Genomic DNA, 14,151 nt, shown 5'->3' on the forward strand with positions numbered 1-14,151 from the left:
GGGCGTGCTGTTTGATACGCAGGTTCAGCCTAATGGTGAAGAGAGCTATCATCTGACCCGTGAAGGCGGGCACAGCCATCGCCGTATTCTGCACGCTGCTGATGCAACAGGAAAAGCGGTTGAAACCACGCTGGTCAGCAAAGCCCTCAGCCATCCCAATATTCGGGTGCTGGAGCGCAGTAACGCCGTCGACCTGATTATTTCCGATAAAATTGGCCTGCCCGGCACGCGCCGTGTTGTCGGCGCATGGGTGTGGAATCGGAATAAAGAGAAGGTGGAAACCTGCCAGGCTAAAGCCGTTGTGCTGGCGACCGGCGGCGCCTCCAAGGTTTACCAGTACACGACTAACCCGGATATCGCCTCCGGAGACGGTATCGCCATGGCCTGGCGCGCAGGCTGCCGCGTAGCGAATATGGAGTTTAATCAGTTCCATCCTACCGCCCTGTTCCACCCGCAGGCACGTAACTTCCTGTTAACTGAAGCGTTGCGCGGCGAAGGCGCGTATCTCAAGCGACCGGACGGTTCCAGGTTTATGCCGGACTTCGACCCCCGAGGTGAACTTGCCCCGCGGGATATCGTGGCCCGCGCCATTGACCACGAGATGAAGCGGCTTGGCGTGGACTGTATGTATCTGGACATTAGCCATAAACCGGCAGACTTTATTCGCCAGCACTTCCCGATGATTTATGAAAAGCTGCGGAGTCTGGGTATCGATTTAACCCGCGATCCGGTGCCGATTGTGCCTGCCGCCCACTATACCTGTGGCGGGGTGATGGTTGACGATCATGGTCGTACCGACGTGGATGGTTTGTATGCGATCGGCGAGGTCAGTTACACCGGCCTGCATGGTGCGAATCGCATGGCATCAAACTCATTGCTGGAGTGTCTTGTGTATGGGTGGTCGGCTGCGGAAGATATAACCAAACGCATGCCCTATGCACGTCCAACAACGCACCTGGCAGCATGGGATGAAAGTCGGGTAGAGAACCCGGACGAACTGGTTGTTATCCAGCATAACTGGCACGAGCTGCGGCTTCTCATGTGGGATTATGTCGGGATTGTACGCACAACGAAGCGTCTGGAACGCGCGTTACGCCGCATCATGATGTTGCAGCAGGAAATTGATGAATATTACGCCAACTTCCGCGTTTCCAATAATCTGCTGGAGCTGCGCAACCTTGTGCAGGTTGCCGAGCTGATTGTACGCTGTGCGATGATGCGCAAAGAGAGTCGTGGCCTGCATTATACGCTGGACTATCCCGACCCGCTGGAAACGTCCGGCCCGTCGGTGTTGACGCCGCAGGTTCACATAAACAGATAAAAGGCCTGGGTCAGGGCAGTGTAATCTTCGGAATAACGCTGGTCTGGCCCGCGAATAACCATCCTGTCGGTAAAGCACTCCCCCTCTTTCGGCGAGAGCGCCAGCAACACGCGGTGCGGTAAGCGACCTTCCGTGTCCGAAATATCGGTACGAAGACGCAAACTCCAGCCGATATCCCGAGCGATCTCAATGAAGGTGTTACCCGTGCTTTCGGGCAAGACCACGCAGAAAAATCCCTCTTCCGAGATGAGTTCCGCCGCGCTGGTCAGTAGCGCCTTGTGATCGAGCGAGCCGGTGTAACGTGCCTGCTCGCGTTCCGGCGTTCCACACTCCACACCTGGCGTGAAATACGGCGGATTGCTGACGATCAAATCGTAACGCGCAGTCTGCTCCGGTGCCCAGGCCAGGACATCGGCACATTCCACCCTGATCCGTTCTGCCCACGGAGAATCGGCAGCGTTTTCGCTTGCCTGCTGGGCCGCCTGAGGATCAAGCTCAACGGCGTCGATAGTGACGTGTTCTTCGGTACGCTGCGCCAGCATCAGCGCCTGAAGTCCGCTGCCCGTACCAATATCCAGAATGCGTTTTACACCTGCGACAGGGGCCCATGCACCCAGTAAAATACCGTCTGTACCGACTTTCATTGCACAACGATCGTGCGCCACAAAAAATTGTTTAAACGTAAAACCATCGCGGCGCAACTGCGCTTTGAGTTGAGACATGTCAGGGCAACCTTCTGTGTGAAACTGGAGTAGCATAGGGGAAAGCGAAGTGGTCGAAAAGCGATATCCATACAAACAGATGAAGATTACAGCCGTAACGTCTATAATCAGCGCCCCACACAGAGGTAGAACATGACTGTAACGACTTTTTCCGAACTTGAACTCGATGAAAGCCTGCTCAATGCTCTTGAGAGTAAAGGCTTTACACGCCCGACCGCCATTCAGGCCGCGGCCATTCCGCCTGCGCTTGAGGGCCGCGATGTGCTCGGTTCTGCGCCAACCGGCACGGGGAAGACAGCAGCCTACTTGCTGCCTGTGTTGCAGCATTTGCTCGATTTTCCGCGTAAAAAATCAGGGCCGCCGCGCATTTTGATCCTGACCCCGACCCGTGAACTGGCGATGCAGGTTGCCGAACACGCGCGTGAGCTGGCGGCGAACACCCATCTGGATATCGCGACCATCACCGGCGGCGTAGCGTATATGAACCACGCCGAAGTGTTCAGCGAAAACCAGGATATCGTTGTCGCGACGACAGGCCGTCTGCTGCAATACATAAAAGAAGAGAACTTCGACTGCCGGGCGGTGGAAACGCTGATTCTCGATGAAGCTGACCGCATGCTGGACATGGGCTTTGCCCAGGATATCGAACACATCGCGGGTGAAACGCGCTGGCGTAACCAGACAATGCTGTTCTCGGCAACCCTTGAAGGGGATGCCATTAAAGATTTCGCCGAACGTCTGCTGGAAGATCCGGTGGAAGTGTCCGCTACGCCATCGACGCGTGAGCGTAAGAAGATCCACCAGTGGTACTACCGCGCAGATAACCTTGAGCATAAGGTTGAGTTGCTGAAACATCTGCTGAAGCAGGAAGAAGCAACCCGTACCATCGTCTTCGTACGTAAACGCGAGCGCGTGCATGAGCTGGCAGAAATGCTGCGCAACGCTGGCATCAACAACTGCTATCTCGAAGGTGAAATGGCACAGGTTAAGCGTACCGAAGGGATTAAGCGCCTGACCGATGGCCGCGTGAATGTGCTGGTTGCAACCGACGTTGCCGCGCGCGGGATCGACATCCCGGACGTGAGCCATGTGATCAACTTTGATATGCCGCGCAGCGGTGATACTTACCTGCACCGTATTGGTCGTACCGGCCGTGCGGGCCGCAAAGGGATTGCTATTTCTCTGGTAGAAGCGCACGACCATCTGCTGCTCCAAAAAATTGGCCGCTACGTTGATGAGCCGCTAAAAGCTCGTGTGATTGACGAACTTCGTCCGACGACACGTGCGCCGAGTGAAAAAATGACGGGTAAACCGTCCAAGAAAGCGCTCGCGAAACGTGCTGAGAGAAAAGAGAAAGAAAAAGAGAAGCCGCGCGTGAAGCAGCGCCACCGCGATACCAAAAATATTGGTAAGCGCCGTAAGCCAAGTTCTGCTGCGCCAGAGACAAAAACTGAAGAGTAAAAAAAAGCCGGGACATTCCCGGCTTTTTTATTCCACCCCCGAAGCTGAAACCTTACAGGCTTTCAGTAAAGGTACGGGCGATAACGTCGCGCTGCTGTTCCGGAGTCAGAGAGTTGAAACGCACCGCATAGCCAGACACACGGATGGTCAGCTGCGGGTATTTTTCTGGGTTCTCAACAGCATCCATCAGCGTTTCACGACGCAGGACGTTAACGTTCAGGTGCTGACCACCTTCCACGCGCACTTCTGGTTGCACTTGCATTGGAATTTCACGGTATTCAATTTCGCCCAGTTTGCTCACCGGAACGATTTCGTCTTCCGCAAAACCTGCTTTCGCTACTACACAGCGCGCTTCGTTTTTCTCGCTGTCCAGCAGCCAGAAAGAGTTCAGCAGATCGTCATTTGCAGCTTTAGTAATCTGGATACCTGTAATCATGTGTTGCCTCCCTTAGGCTACATTAACTGATGCTGGCCTTTTGCGGCCAATTGGTAAAACCATTGTTTGTTGTGTGTATATATAACATTCAGACCCGGGTGATTTATTGATTTAAATCAACAAAATCACTAACCACATAAAGAGTGTGGTCTGAATTTTTTGTTTTAGATCAATTTTAATGATTTACCAATTCAACTTACCCTGCCTGGTTTTCAACATAAATTGAGACACTTAGCCGCTTTTCCGCGGGTAATTTTGCTCACCAGGCATTAGCAGGTAAGCTAGGCAGAGAATGAAATTCGCAGGAGAGCGAGATGACAACACCTTTAACCTGGCATGACGTGCTGGCAGAAGAGAAGCAGCAGCCCTATTTTATTAATACCCTCAGTACCGTTGCGGCTGAACGGCAGGCCGGCCAGACAATTTATCCACCGCAGAAAGATGTATTTAACGCCTTTCGCTACACCGAACTGAGCGACGTGAAGGTGGTTATACTGGGGCAGGATCCGTACCATGGTCCCGGGCAGGCTCACGGACTGGCATTTTCCGTGCGTCCGGGCGTGGCCATTCCCCCTTCTCTGCTGAATATGTATAAAGAGCTGGAAGGAACGATTCCGGGTTTCACCCGCCCTAATCACGGTTATCTGGAAAGCTGGGCGCGCCAGGGCGTGCTGTTGCTGAATACCGTATTAACCGTCCGGGCGGGTCAGGCACACTCCCACGCCAGTCTGGGATGGGAAACCTTTACCGATAAGGTTATCAGCCTGATCAATGAGCATCGTGAAGGCGTCGTGTTTTTACTCTGGGGTTCACATGCCCAAAAGAAAGGGGCAATTATCGATCGTCAGCGTCATCACGTACTGAAGGCACCGCACCCGTCGCCGCTGTCTGCGCATCGCGGTTTCTTTGGCAGTAACCATTTTGTTCTGACGAATGAGTGGCTGGAAAAGCGTGGCGAAAAGCCGATTGACTGGATGCCTGTGTTACCGGCAGAGAGTGAGTAGGGTTTGAATGTGCCGGGTCAGGCCCGGCACATAAAAGGCTTATGCTTTGTTCTGACGCCACCATTCGGCCAGCAGCACGCCGGTCGCAACGGATACGTTCAGGCTTTCAACGTTGCCAGTGCCGTCGATAGAAACGCTCATGTCAGCGCTGGAGAGTGCCGCATCAGACAGACCATCGCGCTCCTGACCTAACACCAGCACCATTTTGCGCGGCAACGTCGCTTTAAACAGCGGCGTAGCGGCACGGCTTGAGGTGGTGACAATGGTGTAGCCCGCGTTACGGAATTGCTCAAGGGCCTCCAGCACGCTGTCGCCGGTGATCGGCTGAACATGCTCAGCACCGCCTTCCGCGGTACGGATTGCCGCACCGGATTCCAGCAGCGCGGCATCCTGCAACAGAACGCCTTTCACGCCAAAGTGCGCGCAGCTACGCATCATAGCGCCCAGGTTATGCGGGTTACCCACATCTTCCAGCGCCAGCACACAGTCATCGGCATCCGCCTGGCTGACCCACTGCTGCACGGTGGTGCCGTTACGTTTTTTGATCAGGAAGCAGACGCCGCCGTGGTGTTCAGTCCCGGACGCTTTTGTCAGCTCGGCATCGTCAACCACGTGGTAGGCTTTACGGTTCGCCGCCATCCAGCGCAGCGCTTCTTTAAAGCGCGGGGTCACGCTCTGGATAAACCATGCGCGAACGATACACTCCGGGCGGCTCTGGAACAGGGCCTGACAGGCGTTCTCACCGTAGACACGGGTCTCTTCCGCACGCTGACGACGCAGCACTTCCGGATCGATAAAGCTTTTTCCGCTGATACCGCCGTGATCGGCTTTTTCGGTCGCCTCTTCACCGGGCGCGCGAGAAACGGTACGCCATGGCGATCCACCGTCGCGGACAAAATCATCGCGTTTGCGATCGTCACGCTTACGGTCATCACGTTTGCGGTCATCGCCGCGGTTATTTCTGTCATCGCGGGCGGGGCGACGGCCACCGTCTGCACGAGAAGACGCCGGACGCCCGCCACCTTTTCCGGTACGCGGATTTTGGGTGCGTTTATCAGAGTCATCATCACTGCGGACATACATCACTTTGACCTTGCCGCTTTTGTTTTTCATTTCGTCGTTCATGCTTTTCTCCACCAGCGCTGCGCGAAGCGCGCAGATTACCCGATGTGCAAGCTCATAGCCATAATTTCGTACAAAAGCCTGTGACTATTGTTCCCATTGAATAAAACGCGTTGTCGATTTATACAGGCTCACTGATAATATGTAACATATCAGAAACATTATCGGCGTTCTGCCGTTGTTCCACGGCTCTATCAGAGGTTAGTTATGAATACCGTATGTGCCAACTGTCAGGCTTTAAACCGCATTCCGGACGATCGGATGGATGACGGTGCGAAATGCGGGCGTTGTGGCCACGAATTATTTGATGGCGATGTCATTAACGCGACGGGTGCTACGCTGGACAAACTCCTCAAGGACGATCTGCCGGTTGTGGTCGATTTCTGGGCACCGTGGTGCGGCCCCTGCCGTAACTTTGCGCCCATCTTCGAAGACGTGGCTGAAGAGCGCAGCGGGAAAATGCGTTTTGTTAAAGTGAATACCGAAGCGGAACGTGAACTCAGCGCCCGTTTTCGCATTCGCAGCATTCCAACCATTATGATTTTCAAAAATGGGGAAGTGATCGACATGCTCAATGGTGCAGTACCGAAGGCGCCTTTCGACAGCTGGTTAAACGAATCCCTGTAACATTCACGGGGCACATCTTGTGCCCCGTTCTCTCCTCTGCGAAAATGGGTTTTTTCCTGCCTTTTCGCCCATGACTGATAACGCTGTACTTCAATTACGCGCCGAGCGCCTTGCGCGCGCAACCCGCCCTTTTCTGGCCCGAGGCAATCGTATTCGCCGCTGCCAGCGCTGCCTTTTACCGCTGAAAGTGTGTCTGTGCGAAACGCTTACACCGAGCGAGGCGAAAAGCCGCTTTTGTCTGGTCATGTTCGATACCGAACCGATGAAGCCCAGCAACACGGGGCGTTTGATCGCCGATATTCTGCCCAATACCGCAGCGTTTCAGTGGTCGCGCACTGAGCCACCTCAGGCTCTGCTTGACCTGGTGGCAAACCCGGACTATCAGCCCATGGTCGTTTTCCCGGCATCATATGCAGGCGAACGACGCCAGGTGCTTACGGCGCCACCATCCGGTAAGCCGCCGCTGTTTATTATGCTCGACGGCACCTGGACCGAAGCAAGAAAGATGTTTCGCAAAAGCCCTTATCTTGATGCGCTGCCGGTGATTTCCGTCGATCTGTCGCGGGTTTCGGCCTATCGCTTACGAGAAGCGCATGCCGAGGGTCAATATTGCACCGCTGAAGTCGCCATTGCGCTACTGGATCTGGCGGGCGATACCCAGGCGGCCAGCGCATTAAGCGCCCACTTCTCCTGCTTCCGCGAACGTTATCTGGCAGGAAAAACCGTTCATAAGGGTAGCGTCACAGCAACAGAGACAGAAAGCGTTTAAAATCATCAGGTCGCTTGCATTCACAGGAGGCCTGCATGAGCCAGAGAGGGTTAGAAGCGCTACTCCGTCCGAAATCCATTGCCGTTATTGGCGCCTCGATGAAACCGGACCGCGCAGGGTATCTGATGATGCGTAACCTGCTGGCTGGCGGGTTTAACGGCCCGGTCATGCCCGTTACGCCCGCTTATAAAGCGGTACAGGGGGTGCTGGCGTGGCCGGACGTGCAAAGTTTACCGTTTGTTCCCGACCTCGCCGTGCTCTGTACGCATGCGAAACGAAACCTCGAATTGCTTGAGTCGCTCGGTCAGAAAGGCTGTAAAACCTGCATTATTCTTTCCTCGCCTCCTGAACAGCAGCCCGAACTGCTGGCCTGCGCCAGCCGCTACCAGATGCGCATTCTTGGTCCAAATAGCCTCGGTCTGCTTGCGCCCTGGCAAGGGCTGAATGCCAGTTTTTCCCCAGTTCCGATCCGTAAAGGCAAACTGGCCTTTATTTCACAGTCGGCAGCGGTATCCAATACCATCCTCGACTGGGCGCAGCAGCGTGAGATGGGCTTTTCCTATTTCATCGCCCTCGGCGACAGCCTGGACATTGACGTCGATGAGCTGCTGGATTTCCTGGCGCGTGACAGCAAAACCAGCGCTATCCTGCTCTACCTTGAACACCTGAGTGACGCCCGTCGTTTTGTGTCGGCATCGCGTAGCGCATCGCGTAATAAACCGATTCTGGTCATCAAAAGCGGGCGCAGCCCCGCGGCTCAGCGCCTGCTGCAATCCCATTCCGGGATGGATCCCGCATGGGATGCAGCGATCCAGCGCGCCGGTTTACTGCGGGTACAGGATACGCACGAGCTTTTTTCCGCCGTCGAAACGTTGAGCCACATGCGTCCCCTGCGCGGTGAAAAGCTGATGATTGTCAGCAACGGAGCCGCTCCCGCCGCCCTGGCGCTGGACGAGCTCTGGCTACGCAACGGCAAGCTGGCCACGCTGGGTGAAGAGACGCTCCAGCGCCTGCGGGACGCGTTACCGGGAAGCGTTGTTCCCGATAATCCCCTCGATTTGCGCGATGATGCCAGCAGCGATCGTTACATTAAGGCGATCACGATTTTGCTGGATAGCCAGGACTTTGATGCGCTGATGATTATCCATTCGCCCAGCGCGGTTGCGCCAGGCAGCGAAAGTGCACGAACGCTGATTGAGGCTGTCCGAAACCATCCGCGCGGCAAATACGTCACCCTGCTGACCAACTGGTGCGGCGAGTTCTCCTCGCAGGAAGCGCGACGTCTGTTTAGTGAAGCCGGGTTGCCAACCTACCGTACGCCAGAGGGCACCATAACCGCGTTTATGCATATGGTTGAGTACCGCCGCAACCAGAAGCAGCTGCGTGAAACGCCTGCCCTACCGGGCAACCTCACAGCAAATTCGGTGGACGTACACAGTTTATTGCAACAGGCCATCGAAGAGGGCGCCACTTCGCTTGATACGCATGAAGTGCAACCCATTCTTGGCAGCTATGGGATGCAAACACTGCCGACCTGGATTGCCGGTGACAGCGCTGAGGCGGTACATATCGCTGAGCAGATTGGCTATCCGGTCGCGCTGAAGCTGCGCTCCCCCGATATTCCGCACAAATCGGATGTTCAGGGCGTCATGCTGTATCTGCGCACCGCGACAGAAGTACAACAGGCCGCGGATGCCATTATCGATCGCGTTAAAATGACGTGGCCACAGGCCCGGATCCACGGCCTGCTGGTGCAGAGCATGGCTAACCGAGCAGGTGCGCAGGAGCTGCGCGTGGTCGTCGAACACGATCCGGTTTTTGGTCCACTCATTATGCTGGGTGAAGGCGGCGTTGAATGGCGGCCAGAAGAACAAGCGGCTGTCGCGCTTCCACCTCTAAACATGAACCTGGCGCGTTATTTGGTTATTCAGGCCATCAAAAGTAAAAAAATCCGCGGCAGAAGCGCTCTGAGGCCGCTTGATATCGCCGGGTTAAGCCAGTTTCTGGTGAAGGTCTCCAACCTCATTGTTGACTGTGCGGAGATCCAGCGCCTGGACATCGACCCGCTCCTCGCTTCCGGAAATGAATTCACTGCCCTCGACGTGACGCTGGAAATTGCGCCATTTGTCGGTGACCGGGAAAGCCGTCTCGCCATTCGTCCTTATCCTCTCCATCTGGAAGAGTGGGTGGAGATGAAAAATGGAGAGCGGGCACTGTTTCGCCCTATCCTGCCGGAAGACGAGCCGCTGCTGCGAGCGTTCATCTCGCAGGTGACGAAAGAAGATTTGTACTATCGCTATTTCAGCGAAATTAATGAATTTACCCACGACGATTTAGCCAATATGACCCAGATCGACTACGATCGAGAAATGGCGATTGTGGCGGTCCGCCGTTCCGCAGAGGGAGAAGAGATCCTCGGCGTGACGCGTGCCATTTCCGACCCGGATAACGTGGATGCGGAGTTTGCCGTACTGGTGCGTTCCGATCTTAAAGGTTTGGGTTTGGGCAGACGGCTGCTCGAAAAACTCATTGGTTATACGCGCGATCACGGATTGTCACGGCTCAATGGCATTACTATGCCAAATAATCGGGGTATGGTGACCCTGGCGCGGAAGCTCGGTTTTGACGTTGATATCCAGCTGGATGAAGGCATTGTCTCTTTGTCCCTCAGCCTGACTTCGACGGATAAACAAGAGTAAGCTGCTGGAAATGTTACCCACTTTTCCCGGCACTGGGGTATCATTGTCCGCTTATGTTGTTTGCCTGGTACAGACAACCCTTCAATGAACAGAGAAGAAACGCACTGTGATGTTGTCAAAATTTAAGCGTAATAAACATCAACAACACCTTGCTCAACTACCGAAGATTTCTCAGTCAGTTGATGATGTAGAGTTCTTTTATGCTCCCGCTCATTTCCGGGAGACGCTTCTTGAAAAGATTGCCAGCGCTACGCGACGTATTTGCATTGTGGCGCTCTATCTTGAACAAGATGAAGGTGGGCGTGCGATCCTGAACGCGCTCTATGAAGCGAAACGTCAGCGTCCGGAACTGGATGTTCGCGTGCTGGTTGACTGGCACCGTGCTCAGCGTGGCCGTATTGGTGCGGCTGCCTCGAATACCAATGCTGACTGGTATTGCCGCATGGCCCAGGAAAATCCGGGTATTGATATCCCGGTATATGGCGTACCGGTGAATACCCGTGAAGCGCTTGGCGTTCTTCATTTTAAAGGATTTATCATTGATGACAGCGTCCTTTATAGCGGCGCCAGTCTGAATGATGTGTATCTCCATCAGCTCGATAAATACCGTTACGATCGCTACCATCTTATCCGTAATCCGCAGATGACCGACATCATGTTCAACTGGGTTGATAAAAACCTGGTTCATGGCCGGGGTGTGCACCGTCTTGACGATCCTCATCGCCCGAAAAGCCCGGAAATCAAAAACGACGTTCGCTCCTTCCGCCAGGAGCTGCGCGATGCGATTTATCGTTTCCAGGGTGATGCCAATAATGAAGAACTATCCGTTACGCCTCTGGTAGGCCTGGGTAAATCCAGCCTCCTGAACAAGACTATCTTCCATTTGATGCCGTGCGCGGAGCATAAGCTCACCATCTGCACCCCTTACTTCAACCTTCCCGCCGTTCTGGTGCGTAATATCATTCAGTTGCTGCGTGATGGTAAAAAGGTGGAAATCATTGTCGGGGATAAAACGGCAAACGACTTTTTCATTCCGGAAGATCAGCCTTTCAAGATCATCGGCGCACTGCCTTATCTCTATGAGATTAACCTGCGCCGCTTTCTGAGCCGTTTACAGTACTATGTGAACACGGACCAGCTCGTCGTGCGCCTCTGGAAAGATGAAGATAACAGTTATCATCTCAAAGGAATGTGGGTTGATGACGAGTGGATGCTGCTGACCGGTAATAACCTGAACCCACGCGCCTGGCGTCTGGATTTGGAAAACGCCATTCTTATTCACGATCCTCAGCATGCGTTAGCCGCGAAACGCGATCGTGAGCTGGAGCTTATACGCACGCATACCACAGTGGTTCGTCATTATCGCGATCTGCAAAGCATCGCTGATTACCCGGTGAAAGTTCGCAAGCTGATTCGCCGTCTACGTCGGATCCGTATCGATCGCCTCATCAGCCGCATTCTGTAATACACGAGCCCTGTCATCGACGGGGCTTTTTTATGGAGCCTGTTAATGCGTACGCCTTGCCTGATAATCCCTCTTTTGCTGACAGGTTGCAGCCATATGGCTAATGATAACTGGTCGGGTCAGGATAAAGCTCAGCACTTTCTGGCGTCTGCAATGATGTCCGCTGCGGGTAATGAGTATGCGCTGCACCAGGGTTATAGCAGGGATCGAAGTGCCACAATAGGCCTGATGTTCTCCATCAGCCTGGGGGCATCAAAAGAACTTTGGGATAGCCGCCCCTCGGGAAGCGGCTGGAGCTGGAAAGATTTTGCCTGGGACGTAGCCGGGGCAACAACCGGCTACGCCGTCTGGCAGATGGCGCATTATTAAAGACGGATACCTTTTCCTTTGCGATGCAGCATCAGCGAGACAATAAACGCCAGCGCCCCCATAACGGTGACATACCAGAAGAAGGTCGTTTCACTGCCCCATGACTTAAGGGATAACGCGACATACTCTGCCGAACCGCCGAACAGGGCGTTTGCAACCGCATAAGAGAGGCCTACGCCCAGCGCCCTCACCTGTGCGGGAAACATTTCCGCTTTCAAAATGCCACTGATTGCCGTGTAAAAACTGATAATAATGAGCGCCACCATGATTAAAGCGAAAGCGGCATACGGAGAGGTTGTATGCTGTAGCGCCGTCAAAAGCGGAACGGTACCCAGGGTGAGCATGCCGCCAAAGATCAGCATGGAGGTACGGCGACCAATTTTGTCCGACAGCGCGCCGACAATTGGCTGGATGAGCATAAAGACCAGTAACGCCACCGTCATGACGACACTCGCAACGTTTGCATGCATGCCCGTAGTGTTGACCAGATATTTTTGCATATAGGTGGTGAAGGTATAGAAGCTTAGCGAGCCTGCGGCGGTAAAGCCTAATACCATCAAAAATGCTTTGCGGTTACGCCACAGCCCTTTCATCGAACCAGCTTCTTTAAGCGCCCTGACCTCCTGTTGTGAGGTTTCATCAAGCTGACGGCGTAGCCACAGCGCCACAACCGCCAGGGCTGCCCCCAGGGCAAACGGAATGCGCCAGCCCCAGGCGCGTAAATCTTCATCGCTAAGGATTTGTTGAAGGATCACCACAACCAGTAACGCCAGTAGCTGTCCGCCAATGAGGGTTACATACTGGAATGATGCGTAGAAACCTTTGCGACCTTCAACCGCCACTTCGCTCATGTATGTCGCACTGGTGCCATATTCGCCACCGACCGATAGCCCCTGGAACAGACGTGCCAGCAACAACAACGCCGGTGCCCATGTTCCGATAGTCTCATAACCGGGCAGGCAGGCAATCACCAGCGAGCCGACGCACATCATGCATACAGAGATGAGCATGGATGTCTTGCGCCCTTTCCTGTCCGCGATCCTGCCGAATAGCCATCCACCGATAGGGCGCATCAGGAACCCGGCGGCAAAAACGCCTGCGGTTTGCAAAAGCTGAGTTGTGGTGTTCCCTGACGGGAAAAAGATATGCGCAAAGTAGAGTGAACAAAATGAATAGACGTAAAAGTCAAACCACTCTACAAGGTTTCCTGATGAGGCCCCAACGATTGCCCAAACCCGACGGCGAGTATCCTTACCTGCCAAATTGGTGTTATCCGTATCTGCACTGGCTACGGTTTCTGTCATTTTAATATCCCCTGTCTCACATTGCGGGCCTTTGCCCACAAACAGTAAAACCGGATTTAAAACGAATCGTTAGGTAAATAAAATGTTTCCAATATGTTTCATTGCGTTTTGTGAACTCGATCAGCTATCTAATTATTAGCGGACGCAGTAATTATCCCCAGGACTGCTGGTGGGCCTTTTTTCGCTGCAAGTAATCTTCGTCTGCACGAATTTTATCCCACCACTTTTTGAAGACTGCGGCTGCTTCTGCTTTTACTGGATCGTGATCGAGGGGTTTGACTTGTCGTTCCGCATCATACTTTTTACCGCCCTTATGATTCGCGTATCGCCGGGCGCGGGTATAGCCCATTTGTATGAATTTACGCGCCATATCCATACCTACAAAATCGTTTTTACTGCGGTACTCTTCAAAGAGAGCGTATATCTCTTGTGCCGAACGCGCTGCGACTTCAGAATTTTTAAAACGCCAGTGTGGAAGGATTTCGCTTTTATAAGGCTCGACCATCAATACGCCCTGCTCACCCCGGCCAACCTGATACCGTTCGGGATGTTCGCGAAAATTTATATTTGCAAAATCTTGTTGGTAATCAAAAGGACGAGTCAAAGCGGCACCTTTGTTAAAATCGTTTTAACAATTGTAGGCCGGATAAGGGGAAGCCGCCATCCGGCATGTTTTTCCGCGCACAAAGCAAAAAACCCCGCACCTTCCGGTACGGGGTTCTTTCTGTTTGATGCCTGGCAGTTCCCTACTCTCACATGGGGAGACCCCACACTACCATCGGCGCTACGGCGTTTCACTTCTGAGTTCGGCATGGGGTCAGGTGGGACCACCGCGCTAAAGCCGCCAGGCAA

General features: G+C 53.9%; 13 protein-coding genes and 1 rRNA gene. 8 read left to right on the top strand and 6 right to left on the bottom strand.

Annotated elements, in window-relative coordinates:
• The coding region (gene nadB / locus HP459_RS14790; RefSeq protein WP_171936398.1) for an L-aspartate oxidase at positions 1-1,321 on the top strand (1,321 nt) is incomplete at its 5' end.
• Here nadB and HP459_RS14795 read toward each other — a convergent pair.
• On the bottom strand, positions 1,306-2,043 hold the full coding sequence (locus tag HP459_RS14795; protein ID WP_171936399.1) for a tRNA1(Val) (adenine(37)-N6)-methyltransferase: 738 nt from the start codon (positions 2,041-2,043) through the stop codon (positions 1,306-1,308). The two genes, nadB and HP459_RS14795, sit on opposite strands and share 16 nt — an antisense overlap.
• Before the next feature lie 132 nt (positions 2,044-2,175).
• Between HP459_RS14795 and srmB the strand changes: the two genes are divergently transcribed.
• Complete coding sequence (gene srmB / locus HP459_RS14800; RefSeq protein WP_022649047.1) at positions 2,176-3,504, top strand: ATP-dependent RNA helicase SrmB; 1,329 nt, start codon at positions 2,176-2,178, stop codon at positions 3,502-3,504.
• A gap of 52 nt (positions 3,505-3,556) precedes the next feature.
• Here srmB and grcA read toward each other — a convergent pair whose 3' ends face one another.
• Entirely contained in the window at positions 3,557-3,940 is a 384-nt protein-coding gene (gene grcA, locus HP459_RS14805) for an autonomous glycyl radical cofactor GrcA (RefSeq protein WP_022649048.1), read from the bottom strand.
• Between the two features lie 314 nt (positions 3,941-4,254).
• On the opposite strand from grcA, the gene ung reads away from it, so the two are divergent.
• Positions 4,255-4,944, top strand: coding sequence for a uracil-DNA glycosylase (gene ung, locus HP459_RS14810; RefSeq protein ID WP_003860729.1), 690 nt, complete (start codon positions 4,255-4,257; stop codon positions 4,942-4,944).
• A gap of 39 nt (positions 4,945-4,983) precedes the next feature.
• Here ung and HP459_RS14815 read toward each other — a convergent pair whose 3' ends face one another.
• Entirely contained in the window at positions 4,984-6,069 is a 1,086-nt protein-coding gene (locus HP459_RS14815) for a tRNA/rRNA methyltransferase (protein WP_023300740.1), read from the bottom strand.
• A 204-nt stretch (positions 6,070-6,273) separates the two neighbouring features.
• Between HP459_RS14815 and trxC the strand changes: the two genes are divergently transcribed.
• From trxC to HP459_RS14840, 5 genes are all read left to right on the top strand, one after another.
• Complete coding sequence (trxC, locus tag HP459_RS14820; protein ID WP_003860733.1) at positions 6,274-6,693, top strand: thioredoxin TrxC; 420 nt, start codon at positions 6,274-6,276, stop codon at positions 6,691-6,693.
• Between the two features lie 70 nt (positions 6,694-6,763).
• Complete coding sequence (gene tapT / locus HP459_RS14825; RefSeq protein ID WP_171936400.1) at positions 6,764-7,462, top strand: tRNA-uridine aminocarboxypropyltransferase; 699 nt, start codon at positions 6,764-6,766, stop codon at positions 7,460-7,462.
• A gap of 35 nt (positions 7,463-7,497) precedes the next feature.
• The gene (pat, locus tag HP459_RS14830) at positions 7,498-10,161 is read left to right on the top strand and encodes a protein lysine acetyltransferase (RefSeq protein ID WP_171936401.1); all 2,664 of its coding nucleotides are present in this window, start codon (positions 7,498-7,500) and stop codon (positions 10,159-10,161) included.
• Between the two features lie 109 nt (positions 10,162-10,270).
• The gene (pssA, locus tag HP459_RS14835; RefSeq protein ID WP_022649052.1) at positions 10,271-11,626 is read left to right on the top strand and encodes a CDP-diacylglycerol--serine O-phosphatidyltransferase; all 1,356 of its coding nucleotides are present in this window, start codon (positions 10,271-10,273) and stop codon (positions 11,624-11,626) included.
• A gap of 45 nt (positions 11,627-11,671) precedes the next feature.
• Positions 11,672-11,995 carry a YfiM family lipoprotein gene (locus HP459_RS14840; protein WP_022649053.1) on the top strand — a complete coding sequence of 108 codons (324 nt, stop codon included), beginning with the start codon at positions 11,672-11,674 and terminating at the stop codon, positions 11,993-11,995.
• Here HP459_RS14840 and HP459_RS14845 read toward each other — a convergent pair.
• From HP459_RS14845 to rrf, 3 genes are all read right to left on the bottom strand, one after another.
• Positions 11,992-13,299 (bottom strand): MFS family transporter, encoded by a 1,308-nt coding sequence (locus tag HP459_RS14845; protein WP_048966852.1) that lies wholly within the window; start codon positions 13,297-13,299, stop codon positions 11,992-11,994. The two genes, HP459_RS14840 and HP459_RS14845, sit on opposite strands and share 4 nt — an antisense overlap.
• A 151-nt stretch (positions 13,300-13,450) precedes the next feature.
• Entirely contained in the window at positions 13,451-13,903 is a 453-nt protein-coding gene (locus HP459_RS14850; RefSeq protein ID WP_032622345.1) for a DUF4385 domain-containing protein, read from the bottom strand.
• A 129-nt stretch (positions 13,904-14,032) separates the two neighbouring features.
• Positions 14,033-14,148, bottom strand: a 5S ribosomal RNA gene (rrf, locus tag HP459_RS14855).
• Positions 14,149-14,151 lie beyond the last annotated feature (3 nt).

It is taken from the genome of Enterobacter sp. CM29 (genome assembly GCF_013179605.1).
GTDB classification, from domain to species: Bacteria; Pseudomonadota; Gammaproteobacteria; order Enterobacterales; family Enterobacteriaceae; genus Enterobacter; species Enterobacter intestinihominis.

Coding starts and splice junctions, on each gene's coding strand:
- HP459_RS14795 (WP_171936399.1), bottom strand. CDS start 2,043: ATGTCTCAACTCAAAGCGCAGTTGCGCCGCGATGGTTTTACGTTTAAA.
- srmB (WP_022649047.1), top strand. CDS start 2,176: ATGACTGTAACGACTTTTTCCGAACTTGAACTCGATGAAAGCCTGCTC.
- grcA (WP_022649048.1), bottom strand. CDS start 3,940: ATGATTACAGGTATCCAGATTACTAAAGCTGCAAATGACGATCTGCTG.
- ung (WP_003860729.1), top strand. CDS start 4,255: ATGACAACACCTTTAACCTGGCATGACGTGCTGGCAGAAGAGAAGCAG.
- HP459_RS14815 (WP_023300740.1), bottom strand. CDS start 6,069: ATGAACGACGAAATGAAAAACAAAAGCGGCAAGGTCAAAGTGATGTAT.
- trxC (WP_003860733.1), top strand. CDS start 6,274: ATGAATACCGTATGTGCCAACTGTCAGGCTTTAAACCGCATTCCGGAC.
- tapT (WP_171936400.1), top strand. CDS start 6,764: ATGACTGATAACGCTGTACTTCAATTACGCGCCGAGCGCCTTGCGCGC.
- pat (WP_171936401.1), top strand. CDS start 7,498: ATGAGCCAGAGAGGGTTAGAAGCGCTACTCCGTCCGAAATCCATTGCC.
- pssA (WP_022649052.1), top strand. CDS start 10,271: ATGTTGTCAAAATTTAAGCGTAATAAACATCAACAACACCTTGCTCAA.
- HP459_RS14840 (WP_022649053.1), top strand. CDS start 11,672: ATGCGTACGCCTTGCCTGATAATCCCTCTTTTGCTGACAGGTTGCAGC.
- HP459_RS14845 (WP_048966852.1), bottom strand. CDS start 13,299: ATGACAGAAACCGTAGCCAGTGCAGATACGGATAACACCAATTTGGCA.